The organism is Nocardioides sp. CFH 31398 (genome assembly GCF_022436705.1).
Lineage (GTDB): Bacteria > Actinomycetota > Actinomycetes > Propionibacteriales > Nocardioidaceae > Nocardioides.
In genome coordinates this window covers 225,664-241,754 of record NZ_JAKUHT010000011.1, presented here as the reverse complement: position 1 = coordinate 241,754, position 16,091 = coordinate 225,664, and the positions used below count along the sequence as shown (strand labels likewise).

The following is a 16,091-nucleotide window of genomic DNA, read 5'->3' as shown; positions in this document are numbered from 1 at the left end:
ACGGTGAAATAACTCGACCGGCGATCACCAGGTGACAAGCCCGAACAACGCACGTAACAAGATCAGGCCACACGGCCACGCGTCCACTCTGCGGTGTCTGAACCACTACACACCCGCGAGCACACACTGCTCGCAGGGGACAGGTTCACAGATGTCACGGCGGCCATAGCGGAGCGGGAAACACCCGGATCCATACCGAACCCGGAAGTTAAGCCCTCCAGCGCCGAAGGTACTGCAGTCGAGAGGCTGTGGGAGACTAGGACGCCGCCGGACTACTACTTGAAACGCGAAAGGCCCCTCCTCCGGGAGGGGCCTTTCGTCATTTCGTGGCGGTCGGGCCCGATGACCGGCCGGGCCACGACGCGACCACTCAGCCGTCCGGGACCGAGCGCATGATGACGCCCGTGGTCGGCTTCGGCTGGAACGACGTCGCCTTCTCGGGCAGCAGTCCCTGCTCGGAGACGATCCGCATGACGACGTCGAACCCCGGTGCCGGCAGCAGGACGGCGGTCGCCGCCCCCGGTCGGGCGCGTCGCAGGACGTCGTCCACCCGGTGCACGTACTCCGTCGAGCTGGGCCCGGGGTCGAGGCGGGGCAGGACGTCGTGGTGCAGCACCTCGACGGCGGCCCGGCACTGCACGGCGTCCGGGGACGCACCGGCGAAGGTGATGACGGCCCACCGCTCGGAGTCCGTCACCACCAGCGCGCCGGGCGCCAGGGCGGCGACCGCGTCGCTCTCGCCCGCCTCGGACCACTCGAGGCCCGGGGCGCCGAGCACCGCGGAGCGCAGGTCGTCGAGCCCGACGTCGTGCAGCACCCGGTGGATGGCCCCGAGGAACAGGGGGGTGTCGTCCTGGTCGACCAGCATGACGAGCCCGCGGTCCCACGGCGTCCCGGGCCGCTCCTGCGACAGGCGCAGGTACGCGGCGTACCGGTGGTGGCCGTCGGCGATCACCGCCCGGGTCGCCCGCAGCGACTCCTGGAGGGCCTGGACGGCCCCCGGTTCGCGGACGGCCCAGATGCGGTGCCGCTGGCCCTCGGCGTCGGTGAAGGACTGCCAGGGCTCGGAGGCCATGGCGCGGTAGACGGCCGCCCTCGTCGCAGGACGTGCGCGGTGGACCAGCAGGATCGGCGCCGGGTTGACCTGCATCTCCCGCATCCGGTCGGTCAGCTCGGCCGCCTGGTCGAGGTGCACCCCCTCGTGGGGGAGGACCGCCGAACCGCCGTCCGACTCAGGCCGGTGCGTCAGGTCGAGCGCGCCGACGAGGCCGCGGACGGTGATCCCGGACGTCGTGTACTCGTGGACGTAGACCGCTGCCTCGGGGTCGCGGGCCAGGCGCCCGGCGGACTCCCAGGCGTCGAGGCGCTCCGTCACCCCTCGGTAGGGTCGCGCCAGGACGCGCGCCACACCGCGATGACCGGTGCGGCGGGGGTCCAGGCTGATCGCCCGGAACGGCAGCAGCCGGAACGGCGCGACCACCACGGGTGGCGTCGTCACCGTCACCTCGTCCACCCCACGATCGTAGGGCGGGCCCTCAGCGAGCGGAGGAGACCCTCGTGCTGCCCGACTCCCGACCCCCGGTCGAGACGTACGACCTGGTCATGCTCGACCTGGACGGCGTCGTCTACGTCGGACCCGACGCAGTGCCCGGGGCCGCGGACCACCTCGCGCAGGCCCGGGACGCGGGGGTGCGCCTGGCGTTCGTCACGAACAACGCCTCGCGCCCGCCCGACGTCGTGGCGGACCGGCTCACCGGGCTCGGCGTCCCGGCCGACCCCACCGACGTCGTCACGTCCGCGCAGGCCTCCGCCCGGCTCGTCCTCGACGAGCACGGCGAGGGCGCCCGGGTCCTGCTGCTCGGGGGTGCCGGGCTCGAGGCCGCCGCCCGCGAGGCCGGCCTGGTCCCGGTCGGCCTCGACGACGACCCCGTCGTCCTCATGACCGGCTACGGGCCGGACGTGCTGTGGAGCGACGTCATGGCCGCCGCCGTCGCCGTGGAGCAGGGCCTGGCCTGGGTCGCGTCGAACACCGACCACACCATCCCCACCGCCCGCGGACGCGCCCCCGGGCACGGCGTCCTCGTCGACATGCTCGCCCGCTACACCGGCGTCGACCCGATTGTGGCCGGCAAGCCGCAGCCGCCGCTGCTGCACGAGACCGTGCGCCGCGTCGGGGGCGAGCGGCCGCTCATGGTGGGCGACCGGGTCGACACCGACATCGAGGGCGCGCACGCCGTGGACGTCGACTCGCTGCTCGTCCTCACCGGCGTGACCGGTCTCGCCGAGCTGGCCGCGATCGCCGCCGAGCACCGCCCCACGCTGCTGGCCCCCGACCTCGGCGGCCTCCACGAGGCCCACGAGGCGCCGCAGCGCGGCGACGACGGCTGGGCCGCGGACGGCTGGACCGCCACCGTCGCCGACGGCGCCCTGGCCGTGACGGGGGACGGCGGCAGCGTCGCCGCCTGGTGGCGAGCAGCGGCCTGCGCCCTCTGGGAGCACCTCGACGACGGCGGCACGCCCGCGGACGTCGACGGCGCCGTCCCCCCGGCGGAGTAGCGTGCGGGACGTGGACGACGCCCCGCTGACCGAGACCGGCCTGGTCGAGCCGGCCATGGCCGCCCTCGACGGTCTCGACGAGCTCGCGGTCCCCGAGCACCTCGCGGCCTTCGAGGAGGCCCACCGTGCGCTGAGGGCGGCCCTCGAGGTCTGATGGCCCGCTCCGGGAGTCCACGACGACAACGCCTGGACGCCGAGCTCGTCCGCCGCGGGCTGGCGCGCTCGCGCGGCGACGCCGCCTCCCTCGTCGAGGCCGGTCGCGTCACCGTCGCGGGGGTCGTGGCCACGAAGCCCGCGACCGCGGTGTCGCTCGACGTCGCGGTCGTGGTCCGTGAGGACCCCGACGACCCGGGCTACGTCTCGCGCGGCGGGCACAAGCTCGCCGGCGCCCTCGACGCGTTCGTGCCGCGGGGGCTCCGCGTCGAGGGGCGCCGCTGCCTCGACGCCGGCGCCTCCACCGGCGGCTTCACCGACGTCCTGCTCCGGGCGGGTGCGGCGCGGGTGGCCGCGGTCGACGTGGGCTACGGGCAGCTGGCGTGGAGCATCCGCAACGACGACCGGGTCGACGTCCACGACCGCACGCACGTCCGCGACGTGACGACCGAGCTCCTCGGCGGCGCCGTCGACCTCGTGGTCGGCGACCTGTCCTTCATCTCGCTGCGGCTGCTGCTGGCCCCGCTGGTGTCGGTCACCGCCCCCGACGGCGACCTGGTGCTCATGGTCAAGCCGCAGTTCGAGGTCGGCAAGGACCGGGTCGGCAAGGGCGGTGTCGTGCGTGACCCGGCCCTGCACGTCGAGAGCGTGCAGGGGGTCGTCGAGGAGGCCGCGGGGCTCGGCTGGGGCGTCGTCGGCGTGGTCCGCAGCCCGCTGCCCGGCCCGTCGGGCAACGTCGAGTTCTTCACCTGGCTCCGCCAGGGTCCCCCGCAGCTGGACTCCGGGGCGGTGGCTGCGGCGGTGACTCCACCGGTGTCGGAGCCGGGTGAGAGGCTGACGCCGTGACCGACTCGCCCCTCCCGCACCGCCGGGTGCTGCTGCTCGCGCACACCGGCCGCGCCGAGGCCCGGGCCGTCGCCCGCGCCTGCGGGACGGCCCTCGCCGAGCGCGGCGTGGGGGTGCGGCTGCTGCCCTCGGAGGCCGTCGACCTGCTCGGGGAGGCGCCGCTGCCGCCCGGTCACGAGGTCTGGACCGAGGACGGGTGCCCCGGCACCGACTGCGAGCTCGCGGTGGTCATCGGCGGCGACGGCACGATCCTGCGGGCCGCCGAGCTCACCCGCGCCAGCGGCGTGCCGCTCCTCGGGGTCAACCTCGGCCACGTCGGCTTCCTGGCGGAGGCGGAGCAGGACGACCTCGCGGTGACCATCGAGGCCGTCGTGACGCGACGCTGGTCGACGGAGGACCGCCTGACCCTCGACGTCCTCGTCCTGCTGGACGGCGACGTGCTCACCCGCACCTTCGCGGTCAACGAGGCCAGCGTCGAGAAGGCCGAGCGCCAGCGGATGGTCGAGGTGCTGGTCGAGGTCGACGGTCGTCCGCTGTCGCGGTGGGGCTGCGACGGTGTCGTGCTCGCCACCCCGACCGGGTCCACGGCGTACAACTTCAGCGCGGGCGGCCCCGTGGTGTGGCCGCAGGTGGAGGCGCTGCTCATGGTCCCCATCAGCGCGCACGCGCTGTTCGCCCGTCCGCTGGTCGTGGACCCCTCGTCGGTGATGGCCGTCGAGGTGCAGGACCGCCCCGACGGCAGCGGCGTCCTGTGGTGCGACGGCCGGCGGACGGTCGACCTGCCCGCCGGGGCCCGGGTCGAGGTCCGCCGGGGCGACCGCCCGTTGCGGCTCGTCCGGCTCCACGAGGCGCCGTTCTCCGACCGGCTCGTCGCCAAGTTCCGACTCCCCGTCGCCGGCTGGCGGGGTGCCGACCCCGTGGCCGGGTCCCCGGCCGGGGAGGTCTAGGCCGTGTTCGAGGAGATCCGCATCGGCGGGCTCGGCGTCATCGAGTCCTCGACCCTGGAGCTGGGCGGTGGCCCGGGCCTGACCGTCATCACCGGTGAGACCGGTGCCGGCAAGACCATGGTCGTCACGGCCCTCGGGCTCCTGCTGGGTGGCCGGGCCGACTCCGGCGCCGTCCGGGCCGGGCGCCGCAGCGCCCGGGTCGAGGGCCTGGTGCGCACCGACGCCACTCCCGGTCTGGCCGACGAGGTCGAGGAGGCCGGCGGCGAGGTCGAGGAGCAGAGCGTCCTGCTGGCCCGCACCATCTCGGCCGAGGGCCGCAGCCGCGCCTTCGTCGGCGGGGCCGCCGTGCCGGCCTCGGTCCTGGCCCGTCTGGCGGAGCCGCTCGTGGCGGTGCACGGCCAGTCCGACCAGCACCGCCTGCTGCGGGCCTCCGCCCAGCGAGAGGCGCTGGACCGGTTCGGCGCCACCGAGGTCGCCGAGGCCCTGGGCCGGTGGCGGGTCGCGCACGCCGACCTCGTGGCCACCGAGCAGCAGCTCGCCGAGGTGCTCGGGGCGACCCGCGAGCGCGCCCGGGAGGCCGAGACGCTGAGGGAGGCGCTGGCGAGGATCGAGGAGGTCGCACCGGTCCCCGGTGAGGACGCCGCCCTCGCCGCCGAGGAGGCCCGGCTGGGGCACGCCGAGGAGCTGCGGACGGCCGCGGAGCAGGCCCGCGAGGCCCTCTCCAGCGACTCCGGCGGCGCGGACGCCGTGTCCACCGTCGGCGCGGCCCGGTCCCTGCTCGACTCCGTGCGCGACCACGACGCCGAGGCCGCCGGCCTCGCCGACCGTGCCGCCGAAGTGGGCTACCTGCTGTCGGACCTCGCCTCCGACGTCGCGTCCTACGCCACCGGCCTGGACGTCGACCCGGCCCGGCTCGCCGCCGTGTCCGAGCGGCGCGCGGCGCTCACCGACCTGACCCGCCGCTACGCCGAGTCGCTCGACGAGGTGCTGGCCTGGGCCGAGCGCGGCTCGCGGCGCCTGCTCGAGCTCGACGGCACCGACGACGAGATCGAGGCGCTGCGCGCCCACCGCGACGAGCTCCGCGACGAGCTCGCCGTGACGGGCGCCCGGCTCTCCGCCCTGCGCGAGGAGGCGGCGGTCCGCCTGGCCGCCGAGGTCACCGAGGAGCTCACCCGGCTCGCGATGCCCCACGCGGTCGTCGAGCTGCGCGTCACGCAGAACGAGGCGCAGCCGCCCCCCGCCGGCGTCGACCCCGGTCCGGGCGCCCCGCTATGGGTCGGGGAGCGGTGGCTGGCCCACACCGCCAGCGGCCTCGACGAGGTCGAGATCCTCCTCGCCGCCAACACCGGGGCGTCGGCGCGGCCGCTGCACAAGGGCGCCTCCGGTGGCGAGCTGTCCCGCGTGATGCTGGCGCTCGAGGTGTCGCTCGCCGGCACCAGCCCCGTCCCGACCTTCGTGTTCGACGAGGTGGACGCCGGGGTCGGCGGCCGTGCGGCGGTCGAGGTCGGGCGCCGGCTCGCCCGCCTGGCGCGCACCGCCCAGGTGCTGGTCGTGACCCACCTGCCCCAGGTGGCGGCCTTCGCCGACCGCCACGTGGTCGTCGAGAAGGCCAGCGACGGGTCGGTGACGACCTCCGGCCTCACGGTGCTGGCCGAGTCCGACCGCGAGCGGGAGCTGTCGCGGATGCTGGCCGGCGTCGACGACTCCGACTCCGCGCTCGCGCACGCCCGCGAGCTCCTGGAGTCGGCCCGCAGCACGGTCTGAGGCCACTTCCCGACGCGCCGACGCACCTGCCCGGGGTGGGGCTCGGCCGGTGTCAGCATGGTCGTCCGATGAGGCTCCCCGTGCGCACCCGCCGTCCCGACACCCAGCCCGGCCTGACCGGTCGCGCCCGCGTCGTCGGTCGTACCGCGGGCCGCCGCGAGGCCGCCCTGCGGGGCCTGCGTCGCGGGGAGGTGCTGGTCCTCGAGCGCACCGACCTCGACCGGGCCACCGCCCAGGCGGCGATCGACGCCGGGGCCGCCGCGGTCGTCAACGCGTCGTCCTCGATCTCCGGGCGCTACCCGACCCTCGGCGCCGGCCTGCTCGCCGACGCGGGGGTCGTCCACCTCGACCGCGTCGGTGTCGCGGTGCTCGACGCCGTCCGCGACGGCACGGTCGTGCGGATCCACGAGGGGCGGCTGCACGTCGAGGGGTCCTCCGACGCCGACGGAGCGGCGTCGTCGTTCGAGGGACGCGTGCTCGACGCCTCGAGCGTCGTCGACCTCCAGGCCCGCGCCCGGACCTCGATGAGCGCGCACCTGGAGTCGCTGACGCTCCACACCGGCGAGTTCCTGAAGCGCGAGCACCGGCTGCTCCTCCACGGTGCCGGTCTGCCCGACCCCACGACCTCGCTCGCCGGCCGCCCGGTGGTCGTCGTCGCCGCGGGCCACGAGCACCGCGCCGAGCTGCGCGCCGTGCGCGCCTTCGTGCGCGAGCAGCGACCCGTCGTGATCGGCGTCGACACCGGCGCCGTCGTGGCCACGGACGTGGGGATGAAGCCGGACGTCGTGGTGGTCTCGGCCCCCGGCGACGACCGGGGCCTGCCGCCGGCCGCGGTGCTGCGCCACGCCGGCGACGTCGTCCTGGTCGAACCGCGTGGGGGCAGTGGCGGCAGTGGCACCGCGACCGCGGACACCGCCGACCGCCTGGCGCGGCTGGGCCTCACGCCCCTCACCGTCCGCACCTCGGCCACGCCCGAGGACACCGCGCTGCTGCTCGCCCACCACCGCGGCGCCTCCGCCGTGGTCGGGGTGGGCATGCACGCCACGCTCGAGGAGCTGCTGGACGGCGAGCGGCCCGGGCTGGGCAGCACCCACCTGACGCGCCTCGAGATCGGGCCACGCCTCGTCGACGCCGCCGCGCTGCCGGGCGTCTACGCCGGCCGCGTGGGCCTGCGCCACGTCGTCGGCGTCCTGCTCGTCGGGCTGCTGGCGCTCCTGGCGGCGATCCTGGTCACCCCGGTCGGCCAGGAGTGGGCCGCTGCCGCGGTCGACGCGGTCGCCGGTCTCGTCCGCACCCTCGTCGGGGCGGTGCGCTGATGCCCGCCCCCACCAGCCTGCGTCGCCGCCTGGCCCCGGCGGCGGCGACCGTCCTCGCGCTCGCGGTCGGCATCGCGGTCGGCGCCGGGCCGCTCTCGGACGTCGGTACCGGCACCGACCAGCTCGCCACCCGCACCGGGGCGGCGCCCGCCCTCACGAACGCGTCCGCCGTCCGCGCCCTCGAGGCCTCCGGCGCCCTCGCGAGCGCCACCGCCCCCCGGGTCTACGACGACCGGCTGACCGGCCGCGACGTCGCGCTCCTCACGATGCCGGGCGCGGACGACGGGGTCGTCGAGGCCCTCCGCGAGCAGGTCGCCCTCGCCGGTGGTCGGGTCACCGGCACGTACGGCGCCACCGAGGAGCTGACCGGGGCCGGCGGCACGGCGCTGGTCGACAGCCTCGGGCGACGCCTCCTCGCGCAGAACCCCGACCTCCCGGTCGACGCCGACGCCCCGACGTACGAGCGGATGGGCGGCCTGCTCGGCATGGTCCTGGCCAGCCGGGAGCCGCAGGGGCAGCCGCCGGTCCGGGCGACCGAGGCGGTGGGCGAGAGCCTGCGGCGCGCGGGCCTGCTGACCGGTCCCGACGCGAGCCGCACCCGCGCACCTCTCGTCCTCGTCGTGCTCGGCACCGACGCCGGTGCCGAGGGTGATCCCGCCGCCGTCCGCTCGGCCGACGCCGTCACCACCGGGCTGCTCACCGGTCTCGCCCAGCGCTCCGCGGGCACCGTCGTCGTCGACGACGTGTCCTCCGGGGCCGGGGGAGCGATGCGCCGCCTGCGTGACTCCGGCGACGTGGCGGACGTCTCCACCGTCGACGGCACCGACCTCGAGGCGGGCCGCGTCCTGGCCGTCCTGGGCCTGATCCGGGCCGACGAGGGCGTCCGCGGCGCCTGGGGCGTGCACGGCACGGACGGCGCAGTGCCCACGCCTGCCTCCTGAGAGGCGCACCGGAGTGTAGGTTGGAGTTCCGTGAAGGACGACATTCCCACCAAGCACGTGTTCGTGACCGGGGGAGTCGCCTCCTCGCTCGGCAAGGGCCTCACCGCCTCGAGCCTCGGCAACCTGCTCAAGGCCCGGGGCCTGCGGGTGACGATGCAGAAGCTCGACCCCTACCTCAACGTCGATCCCGGGACGATGAACCCGTTCCAGCACGGCGAGGTCTTCGTCACCGACGACGGCGCCGAGACCGACCTGGACATCGGTCACTACGAGCGGTTCCTCGACGTCGACCTCAACCAGATCGCGAACGTGACGACCGGTCAGGTGTACTCCACGGTCATCGCCCGCGAGCGGCGCGGTGACTACCTGGGCGACACCGTCCAGGTCATCCCGCACATCACCGACGAGATCCGCGACCGGATGCTCGCGATGGGTGAGCACGAGGGCGCGCGGGTCGACGTGGTCATCCACGAGATCGGCGGCACCGTCGGCGACATCGAGTCGCAGCCCTTCCTCGAGTCCGCCCGCCAGGTCCGCCAGGCCGTCGGCCGGCAGAACTGCTTCTTCGTGCACGTCTCGCTCGTGCCCTACATCGGCCCGTCGGGCGAGCTGAAGACCAAGCCGACCCAGCACTCGGTCGCCGCGCTGCGCTCCATCGGCATCCAGCCCGACGCGATCGTGTGCCGCGCCGACCGCGAGCTCCCGCAGGGGATCAAGCGCAAGATCGCCCTCATGTGCGACGTCGACGAGGAGGCCGTCGTCACCGCCGCCGACGCGCCGTCCATCTACGACATCCCGAAGGTGCTGCACCGCGAGGGCCTCGACGCCTACGTCGTCCGACGGCTCGACCTGCCGTTCCGCGACGTCGACTGGACCGACTGGGACGACCTGCTCCGGCGCGTCCACCACCCCCGCGAGGAGGTGACGATCGGCCTCGTCGGCAAGTACGTCGACCTGCCGGACGCCTACCTGTCCGTCGTGGAGGCGCTGCGCGCCGGCGGCCTGGCCCACGAGGCGCGCGTGCAGCTGCGCTGGATCCCGTCGGACTCCTGCGAGGACCCCGCGGGCGCCGCCAAGCAGCTCGCCGAGGTCGACGCGATCTGCGTGCCCGGCGGCTTCGGCATCCGCGGCATCGAGGGCAAGCTCGGCGCGCTCACCTACGCCCGCACCCACGGCATCCCCACCCTGGGGCTCTGCCTGGGGCTGCAGTGCATGGTCATCGAGTACGCGCGCAGCGTCCTGGGTCTCGAGCGGGCCGGCTCCAGCGAGTTCGACCCCGGCACCCCCGAGCCCGTCATCGCCACGATGGCCGAGCAGGAGGCGTTCGTGGAGGGCGCGGGCGACCTGGGCGGCACCATGCGGCTCGGGCTCTACCCGGCCGCGCTCACCCCGGGCTCCGTCGTCGCCGAGGCGTACGGCGCCACCACCGTCGAGGAGCGTCACCGGCACCGCTACGAGGTGAACAACGCCTACCGTGACCGGCTGGGCGAGGCCGGCCTGGTGTTCTCCGGCCAGAGCCCCGACGGCGGGCTGGTGGAGTTCGTCGAGCTGCCGCGCGACGTCCACCCGTACTACGTGGCCACCCAGGCCCACCCCGAGCTCCGGTCCCGGCCCACCCGGCCCCACCCGCTGTTCTCCGGCCTGGTCGACGCGGCCATCACCCGGCAGCGCGAGCTGCGGATCCCGATCGACGAGTCCACCCTGGAGCGCCGCTGGGTCGAGGTCGACGCGTGAGCGACCCCGGGGGCGCCGGCGCGCCAGACCTGGCCGACCGGGAGGGTTCCTGGGACGTCGTCTCCTCGCGGTACCTCTACGAGGGCGACTGGGTCGTGAACCTCCGCGAGGACGTCGTCCGCGCGCCCGGCAGCGACGAGGAGCACTCCCGCACCGTCCTGGAGCACCCCGGTGCCGTCGTGGTCCTCGCGGTCGACGACGCCGTCGAGGGCGAGGAGAGGGTCTGCTGCCTGCGGCAGTACCGCCACGCCGGGCCCGGCTGGTTCGTCGAGCTCCCCGCGGGTCTGCGCGACGTCGCCGGGGAGGCGTCCCAGGAGGTCGCCGTCCGCGAGCTCCGGGAGGAGGCCGAGCTGGAGGCCACGGACTGGCGGCCGCTGCTCACCCTGCGGCCCAGCGTCGGGATCAGCGACGAGGTGCAGGAGGTCTTCCTGGCCCGCGGCCTGTCCCACGTCTCGCGCGGCGACTTCGAGCTGCACGCGGAGGAGGCCGAGATGGAGGTCTTCTGGGCGCCCCTCGACGGCCTGCTCGACGCGGCGCTCGACGGGCGTCTCGGCACGAGCCCCGTGGTCGCCGCCCTGCTCGCGTACGACGCTCTGCGACGACGCGGCCGTCTGTGACGCCGATCGTGATCTGGGACACGCCCGTGGCTAGGGTGCTGCTGTGAAGGTCGGCGTACCCAAGGAAGTCAAGAACCACGAGTACCGGGTGGCGATCACGCCCGTCGGTGTCCACGAGCTGGTGGCCCACGGCCACGAGGTGCTCGTCCAGGCCGGCGCCGGCGAGGGCTCGCAGATCCCCGACGCGGAGTACGTCGCCGCCGGCGCGCGGATGGTGCCCGACGCCGACTCCACCTGGGGCGAGGCCGAGACGGTCCTCAAGGTCAAGGAGCCCGTCGCCGAGGAGTACCACCGGATGCGGGAGGGCCTGACCCTCTTCACCTACCTGCACCTCGCCGCGGACCGACCGCTGACCGTCGAGCTCATGGAGCGCGGCGTCACCTCCCTGGCCTACGAGACCGTGCAGCTGCCGTCCGGGTCCCTGCCGCTGCTCTACCCGATGTCCGAGGTGGCCGGCTGCCTCGCCCCGCAGGTCGGCGCCCACGCGATGCTCAAGGCGCAGGGCGGCCGCGGGGTCCTCATGGGTGGCGTCGGCGGTGTCGCGAACGCGAAGGTCGTCATCATCGGCGCCGGCGTCTCCGGCCAGAACGCGGCGAACATCGCGCTCGGCATGGGCGCCGACGTCACGCTGCTCGACACCGACCTCGACAAGCTGCGGATGTCGTTCTGGCGCTACGACAACCGGGTGCGCGGGCTGGCGTCGTCCAGGCTGACGATCGAGCAGCAGGTCACCGAGGCCGACATGGTCATCGGCGCCGTGCTGATCCCCGGTGCGGCCGCGCCGAAGCTGGTCAGCAACGAGCTGGTCTCGCGGATGAAGCCCGGGTCCGTGCTCGTCGACATCGCGGTCGACCAGGGCGGCTGCTTCGAGGACACCCACCCCACCACGCACGCGGACCCGACGTACCCGGTGCACGACTCGATCTTCTACTGCGTCGCGAACATGCCGGGGGCCGTGCCGAACACCTCGACGTACGCGCTGACGAACGCGACCCTGCCGTACGTCGTGGCGGTCGCGGACCGCGGCTGGCGCGGCGCCTGCGCCGCCGACCCGACGCTCGCCGCCGGGCTCTCCACCCACGAGGGCCGGCTCTACTCCGCGCCCGTCGGCGAGGCGCACGGCATCGACGCGGCGTCGCCGGGCGACCTCTGGTGAGACGTGGCTGATCCTCTCGCGGGGGCGGTCCGGGGCTACCTGGACCACCTCGCGGTCGAGCGCGGCCTGGCCGCGAACACGTTGAGCTCCTACCGCCGCGACCTGCGGCGCTACCTGGCCTTCCTGGACGCCGCGGGGGTGACCGACCTCGACGCGGTCACCGAGGCGACCGTCACCGACTTCCTGGCGGCCCTGCGCACCGGGGACGCGGACCACCCTCCGCTGGGGGCGTCGTCCGCCGCCCGGACCGTCGTCGCCGTCCGCGGCTTCCACCGCTTCGCCGTCGGCGACGGGCTCACCGAGGTCGACCCCGCCGGTGCCGTCAAGCCGCCGGCCCCGGCGAAGCGGCTCCCCAAGGCGCTCGGCCTCTCCGACGTCGAGGCACTGCTGGAGGCCGCCGGGGGACCCGAGGACGGGCCCCTGGCGCTGCGCGACCGCGCGCTGCTCGAGCTGCTCTACGGCACCGGCGCCCGGATCTCGGAGGCCGTCGGCCTCGACGTGGACGACGTGTCGACCGGTGACCGCGACCCGGAGGACGCCGTCGTCCTGCTGCGCGGCAAGGGCGGCAAGGAGCGGCTGGTGCCCGTCGGGCGCTTCGCCCGCGACGCCGTGGACGCCTACCTCGTCCGCGGGCGCGCCGACCTCGTCGGCTCCGGTCGCGGCGGAGCGGCGCTCTTCCTCAACTCCCGCGGCGGGAGGCTGTCGCGGCAGAGCGCCTGGGCCGTGCTGTCCCGCGCCGCCGAGCGGGCCGGGCTCGCGCAGGGCGTCTCGCCGCACACGCTGCGCCACTCCTTCGCCACGCACCTGCTCGACGGCGGCGCCGACGTCCGCGTCGTCCAGGAGCTCCTGGGCCACGCCTCGGTGACGACCACCCAGGTCTACACCCTCGTCACCGTCGACAACCTGCGCGAGGTCTTCGCCACCGCGCACCCGCGGGCCCGCGCGTGAGCGGCACCGCCAGCCTGGGGGACCTCGCCGACGACCTGCGCTCCCAGGGCCTCGGGCGCGACCCCGACGCGCTGTACGACGCCTTCGGCTCCTGGGTCGCGGAGCGGGGGCTCGAGCCGTACCCGCACCAGGACGAAGCCGTCATCGAGCTGTTCAGCGGCAACCACGTCGTCCTCGCCACCCCGACCGGGTCGGGCAAGTCGCTGGTGGCGACCGCCGCGCTGTTCGCCGCGCTCGCCGCGGGGCAGCGGGGGTGGCTGACCGCGCCGGTCAAGGCGCTGGTGAGCGAGAAGTTCTTCGACGCGGTCGCCACGTTCGGCGCCGAGCGGGTGGGGATGCTCACCGGTGACGCCGCGGTCAACAGCGACGCCCCGCTGGTGTGCGCCACCGCGGAGATCCTGGCCAACGTCGCGCTGCGCGAGGGCGCGGTCGCCGCCGCGGGGCGCGTCGTCATGGACGAGTTCCACTACTACGCCGAGCCCGACCGCGGCTGGGCCTGGCAGGTGCCGCTGCTGGAGCTGACCGGGGCACGTTTCCTGCTCATGTCGGCGACGCTCGGCGACATGACGTCGATCGCCGACGACCTGACCCGTCGTACCGACGTCGAGGTGGCGGTGGTCGCGGACGCCGAGCGGCCGGTGCCGCTGTCGTTCGACTGGGCGATGACGCCGCTGGCCGAGACGCTGTCGGAGCTCGTCGAGGACGGCGACGCCCCCGTGTACGTCGTCCACTTCACCCAGGCGAATGCCGTCGCCCACGCCACCACGCTGCTGCGCTCCGCCGTCGCCACCCGCGAGGCGCGGGACCGGATCGCGGAGCGGCTGGCCGGCTTCCGGTTCGCCGCCGGGTTCGGCAAGACCCTCGGCAAGCTGCTGCGCCACGGCGTCGGCGTCCACCACGCGGGGATGCTGCCGCGCTACCGACGGCTCGTGGAGCAGCTCGCGCAGTCGGGGCTGCTCGTCGTCGTCTGCGGCACCGACACGCTCGGCGTCGGCATCAACGTGCCGATCCGCACCGTGCTTTTCACGGGCCTGGCGAAGTACGACGGCCGCCGCGAGCGGGTGCTGAAGGTCCGCGAGTTCCAGCAGATCGCCGGTCGCGCCGGCCGGGCCGGGTACGACGTCCGCGGCCGGGTCGTGGTCCAGGCGCCGGAGCACGTCATCGAGAACGCCAGGGCGCTGGCGAAGGCCGGGGACGACCCGAAGAAACGGCGTAAGGTCCAGCGGCGCAAGCCCGCCGACGGCGCCGTGGTGTGGACCGAGGACACCTTCACCAAGCTCGTCGAGGGCACCCCCGAGGCGCTCGTGCCGCGGATGAAGGTCGACAACTCGATGCTCGTCAACGTCGCCGGCCGGCCCGAGGACACCACCGCCGTCGTCCGCCGGCTGGTCTACGACAACCACGACCTCCGGCCCCGCGAGCGGATGCGGCTCGCGCGCCGTGCCGTCCGGCTGGTGCGGTCGCTGGCCGACAGCGGCGTCCTCACCCGCCTCGACGACCTCGACGAGCACGGGCGGCGCTTCGTCCTCACCGTCGACCTGCCCACCGGGTTCGGCCTGGACTCCCCGCTCGCGCACTTCGCTCTCCGGGCCCTCGAGGTGCTGCCGCAGCCCGACGAGGACGCCGAGGAGTCGGCGTCCCGGTCGCACGCGCTCGACGTGCTGAGCGTCGTCGAGGCGATCGTCGAGACGCCCCGGGCCATCCTTCTCGCCCAGCAGCACGTCGCGCGCGGCGAGGCGGTGGCGGCGATGAAGGCGGACGGGATCGAGTACGAGGAGCGCATGGTGCTCCTCGAGGAGGTCACCTGGCCGCAGCCGCTGCGGGAGCTGCTCGAGACGGTCTGGGAGGACTACCTGCTCGGCCACCCGTGGCTCTCGCCCGACGCGATGACCCCCGCGTCCGTCGTCCGGGACATGGTGGAGCAGGGCATGGGCTTCACCGAGCTCGTGTCGCGCTACCAGCTCGCGCGCTCGGAGGGCCTGCTCCTGCGCTGCCTGTCGGACACCTACCGGGCGCTCCGTCAGGTCGTTCCCGACGTCCACCGGACGGCGGCGCTCGCGGACGTCGAGGAGTGGCTGGGGGAGACCATCCGCCAGACCGACTCGTCGCTGCTCGACGAGTGGGAGGCCCTGACGGGCGCGGGGCCCGCGGCGCTCGAGGGCCGCGACCCGTCCGCACCGCCGCCCCCGCCGCGCCCGCTGTCGGAGCGGGTGCGTCCCTTCACCGTCATGGTCCGCAACGCGGTGTTCCGGCGCGTGCAGCTCGCGGCCCGCGACGACGTCGACGCCCTGACCGCGCTGGAGGTGTCCTCCGCCGGGCTCGGCGAGCTGCCGCCCCTCGTGGACGCCGCGGCCTGGGACGCCGCCCTCGAGGCGTACTACGCCGAGCACGACGAGATCCGCACCGACGGCGACGCCCGCGGACCCGAGCTGTTCACCACCGAGCCGGCGACCGACGAAGACGGCCGCCGGGTCTGGCGGGTGCGTCAGACGGTCCTCGACCCGGAGGGCCACCGCGACTGGGTCATCGACGCCGAGGTCGACCTGGCCACCTCCGACGAGGTCGGCGAGGCCGTAGTCCGGGCGACGGCGATGCGGCGGCTCTAGGAGAGGACGCCCAGCCGCGCGAGCTCCGTGCGGAGCGCGGCCGCATCGGTGTGGAGGTGGCCCTCCAGGCCGGCGGCGACGGCGCCGTCGACGTTCGCGCGGGTGTCGTCGACGAGCAGCATGCGGTGGTGCTCCGCGCCCAGGTCGGCGGCCACCCGGTCGAAGAGGGCGCGGTCGGGCTTGGCCTCGCCGAGCTCTGCCGAGACGAGCAGCCCGTCGAAGGACCCGAGGAGGCCGAGCGCCTTGACCTCGGTGTCGACGGTGACGGGCTGCGCGGCCCACTCGTCGACGGCCGCCGCGGGCGTGCCGGTGCGCTCGGCGATCCCGTCCAACCAGGCGCGCTTGGGCACCCGGCCGCGGGCCAGCGCGTGCAGCGCGGTCTCGTCGAAGGCAGCAGTGATCAGGGTCGACGGGGCCAGTCCGTGGCGGCTCTCCACCGCCAGCGTCTCGTCGAGGTCGAAGAGACGCACTACGCCTCGAGGTCGAGCAGGACGACGTCGATCATCG

General features: G+C 75.0%; 14 protein-coding genes and 1 rRNA gene. 13 read left to right on the top strand and 2 right to left on the bottom strand.

What is annotated here, in order from left to right:
- Positions 1 to 155: 155 nt before the first annotated feature.
- Positions 156 to 273, top strand: a 5S ribosomal RNA gene (gene rrf / locus MJ876_RS10925).
- A 97-nt stretch (positions 274 to 370) separates the two neighbouring features.
- Here the strand turns inward: rrf and MJ876_RS10920 are convergent.
- Complete coding sequence (locus MJ876_RS10920) at positions 371 to 1,513, bottom strand: DUF1015 family protein (RefSeq protein ID WP_240236310.1); 1,143 nt, start codon at positions 1,511 to 1,513, stop codon at positions 371 to 373.
- 44 nt (positions 1,514 to 1,557) lie between these two features.
- Between MJ876_RS10920 and MJ876_RS10915 the strand changes: the two genes are divergently transcribed.
- The 12 genes from MJ876_RS10915 to MJ876_RS10860 all read left to right on the top strand — a co-directional run bounded on the left by MJ876_RS10915 (position 1,558) and on the right by MJ876_RS10860 (position 15,584).
- A complete protein-coding gene (locus MJ876_RS10915) occupies positions 1,558 to 2,556 on the top strand; it encodes an HAD-IIA family hydrolase (protein ID WP_240236309.1) in 999 nt (332 codons plus the stop codon).
- A 10-nt stretch (positions 2,557 to 2,566) separates the two neighbouring features.
- Entirely contained in the window at positions 2,567 to 2,710 is a 144-nt protein-coding gene (locus MJ876_RS10910; protein WP_240236308.1) for a hypothetical protein, read from the top strand.
- On the top strand, positions 2,710 to 3,555 hold the full coding sequence (locus MJ876_RS10905; protein ID WP_240236307.1) for a TlyA family RNA methyltransferase: 846 nt from the start codon (positions 2,710 to 2,712) through the stop codon (positions 3,553 to 3,555). Before MJ876_RS10910 ends, MJ876_RS10905 begins: the two co-directional genes overlap by 1 nt.
- Positions 3,552 to 4,502 carry an NAD kinase gene (locus tag MJ876_RS10900; RefSeq protein WP_240236306.1) on the top strand — a complete coding sequence of 317 codons (951 nt, stop codon included), beginning with the start codon at positions 3,552 to 3,554 and terminating at the stop codon, positions 4,500 to 4,502. Before MJ876_RS10905 ends, MJ876_RS10900 begins: the two co-directional genes overlap by 4 nt.
- 3 nt (positions 4,503 to 4,505) lie before the next feature.
- On the top strand, positions 4,506 to 6,266 hold the full coding sequence (gene recN / locus MJ876_RS10895) for a DNA repair protein RecN (protein WP_240236305.1): 1,761 nt from the start codon (positions 4,506 to 4,508) through the stop codon (positions 6,264 to 6,266).
- 68 nt (positions 6,267 to 6,334) lie between these two features.
- A complete protein-coding gene (steA, locus tag MJ876_RS10890) occupies positions 6,335 to 7,582 on the top strand; it encodes a putative cytokinetic ring protein SteA (RefSeq protein WP_240236304.1) in 1,248 nt (415 codons plus the stop codon).
- On the top strand, positions 7,582 to 8,523 hold the full coding sequence (locus tag MJ876_RS10885; protein ID WP_240236303.1) for a copper transporter: 942 nt from the start codon (positions 7,582 to 7,584) through the stop codon (positions 8,521 to 8,523). Before steA ends, MJ876_RS10885 begins: the two co-directional genes overlap by 1 nt.
- 30 nt (positions 8,524 to 8,553) lie before the next feature.
- Positions 8,554 to 10,257, top strand: a complete 1,704-nt coding sequence (locus MJ876_RS10880) for a CTP synthase (RefSeq protein WP_240236302.1) — start codon at positions 8,554 to 8,556, stop codon at positions 10,255 to 10,257.
- A complete protein-coding gene (locus MJ876_RS10875; protein WP_240236301.1) occupies positions 10,254 to 10,874 on the top strand; it encodes an NUDIX domain-containing protein in 621 nt (206 codons plus the stop codon). The genes MJ876_RS10880 and MJ876_RS10875 overlap by 4 nt, the downstream gene beginning before the upstream one ends.
- A gap of 43 nt (positions 10,875 to 10,917) precedes the next feature.
- The gene (gene ald / locus MJ876_RS10870) at positions 10,918 to 12,030 is read left to right on the top strand and encodes an alanine dehydrogenase (RefSeq protein ID WP_240236300.1); all 1,113 of its coding nucleotides are present in this window, start codon (positions 10,918 to 10,920) and stop codon (positions 12,028 to 12,030) included.
- Between the two features lie 3 nt (positions 12,031 to 12,033).
- Complete coding sequence (locus tag MJ876_RS10865) at positions 12,034 to 12,978, top strand: site-specific tyrosine recombinase XerD (protein WP_240236299.1); 945 nt, start codon at positions 12,034 to 12,036, stop codon at positions 12,976 to 12,978.
- A complete protein-coding gene (locus MJ876_RS10860) occupies positions 12,975 to 15,584 on the top strand; it encodes an RNA helicase (protein WP_240236298.1) in 2,610 nt (869 codons plus the stop codon). The genes MJ876_RS10865 and MJ876_RS10860 overlap by 4 nt, the downstream gene beginning before the upstream one ends.
- On the opposite strand, the gene MJ876_RS10855 is transcribed toward MJ876_RS10860, so the two are convergent.
- Positions 15,581 to 16,054: an HAD family hydrolase gene (locus MJ876_RS10855; protein ID WP_240236297.1), complete on the bottom strand. Its 474-nt coding sequence runs from the start codon at positions 16,052 to 16,054 to the stop codon at positions 15,581 to 15,583. The two genes, MJ876_RS10860 and MJ876_RS10855, sit on opposite strands and share 4 nt — an antisense overlap.
- Positions 16,055 to 16,091 lie beyond the last annotated feature (37 nt).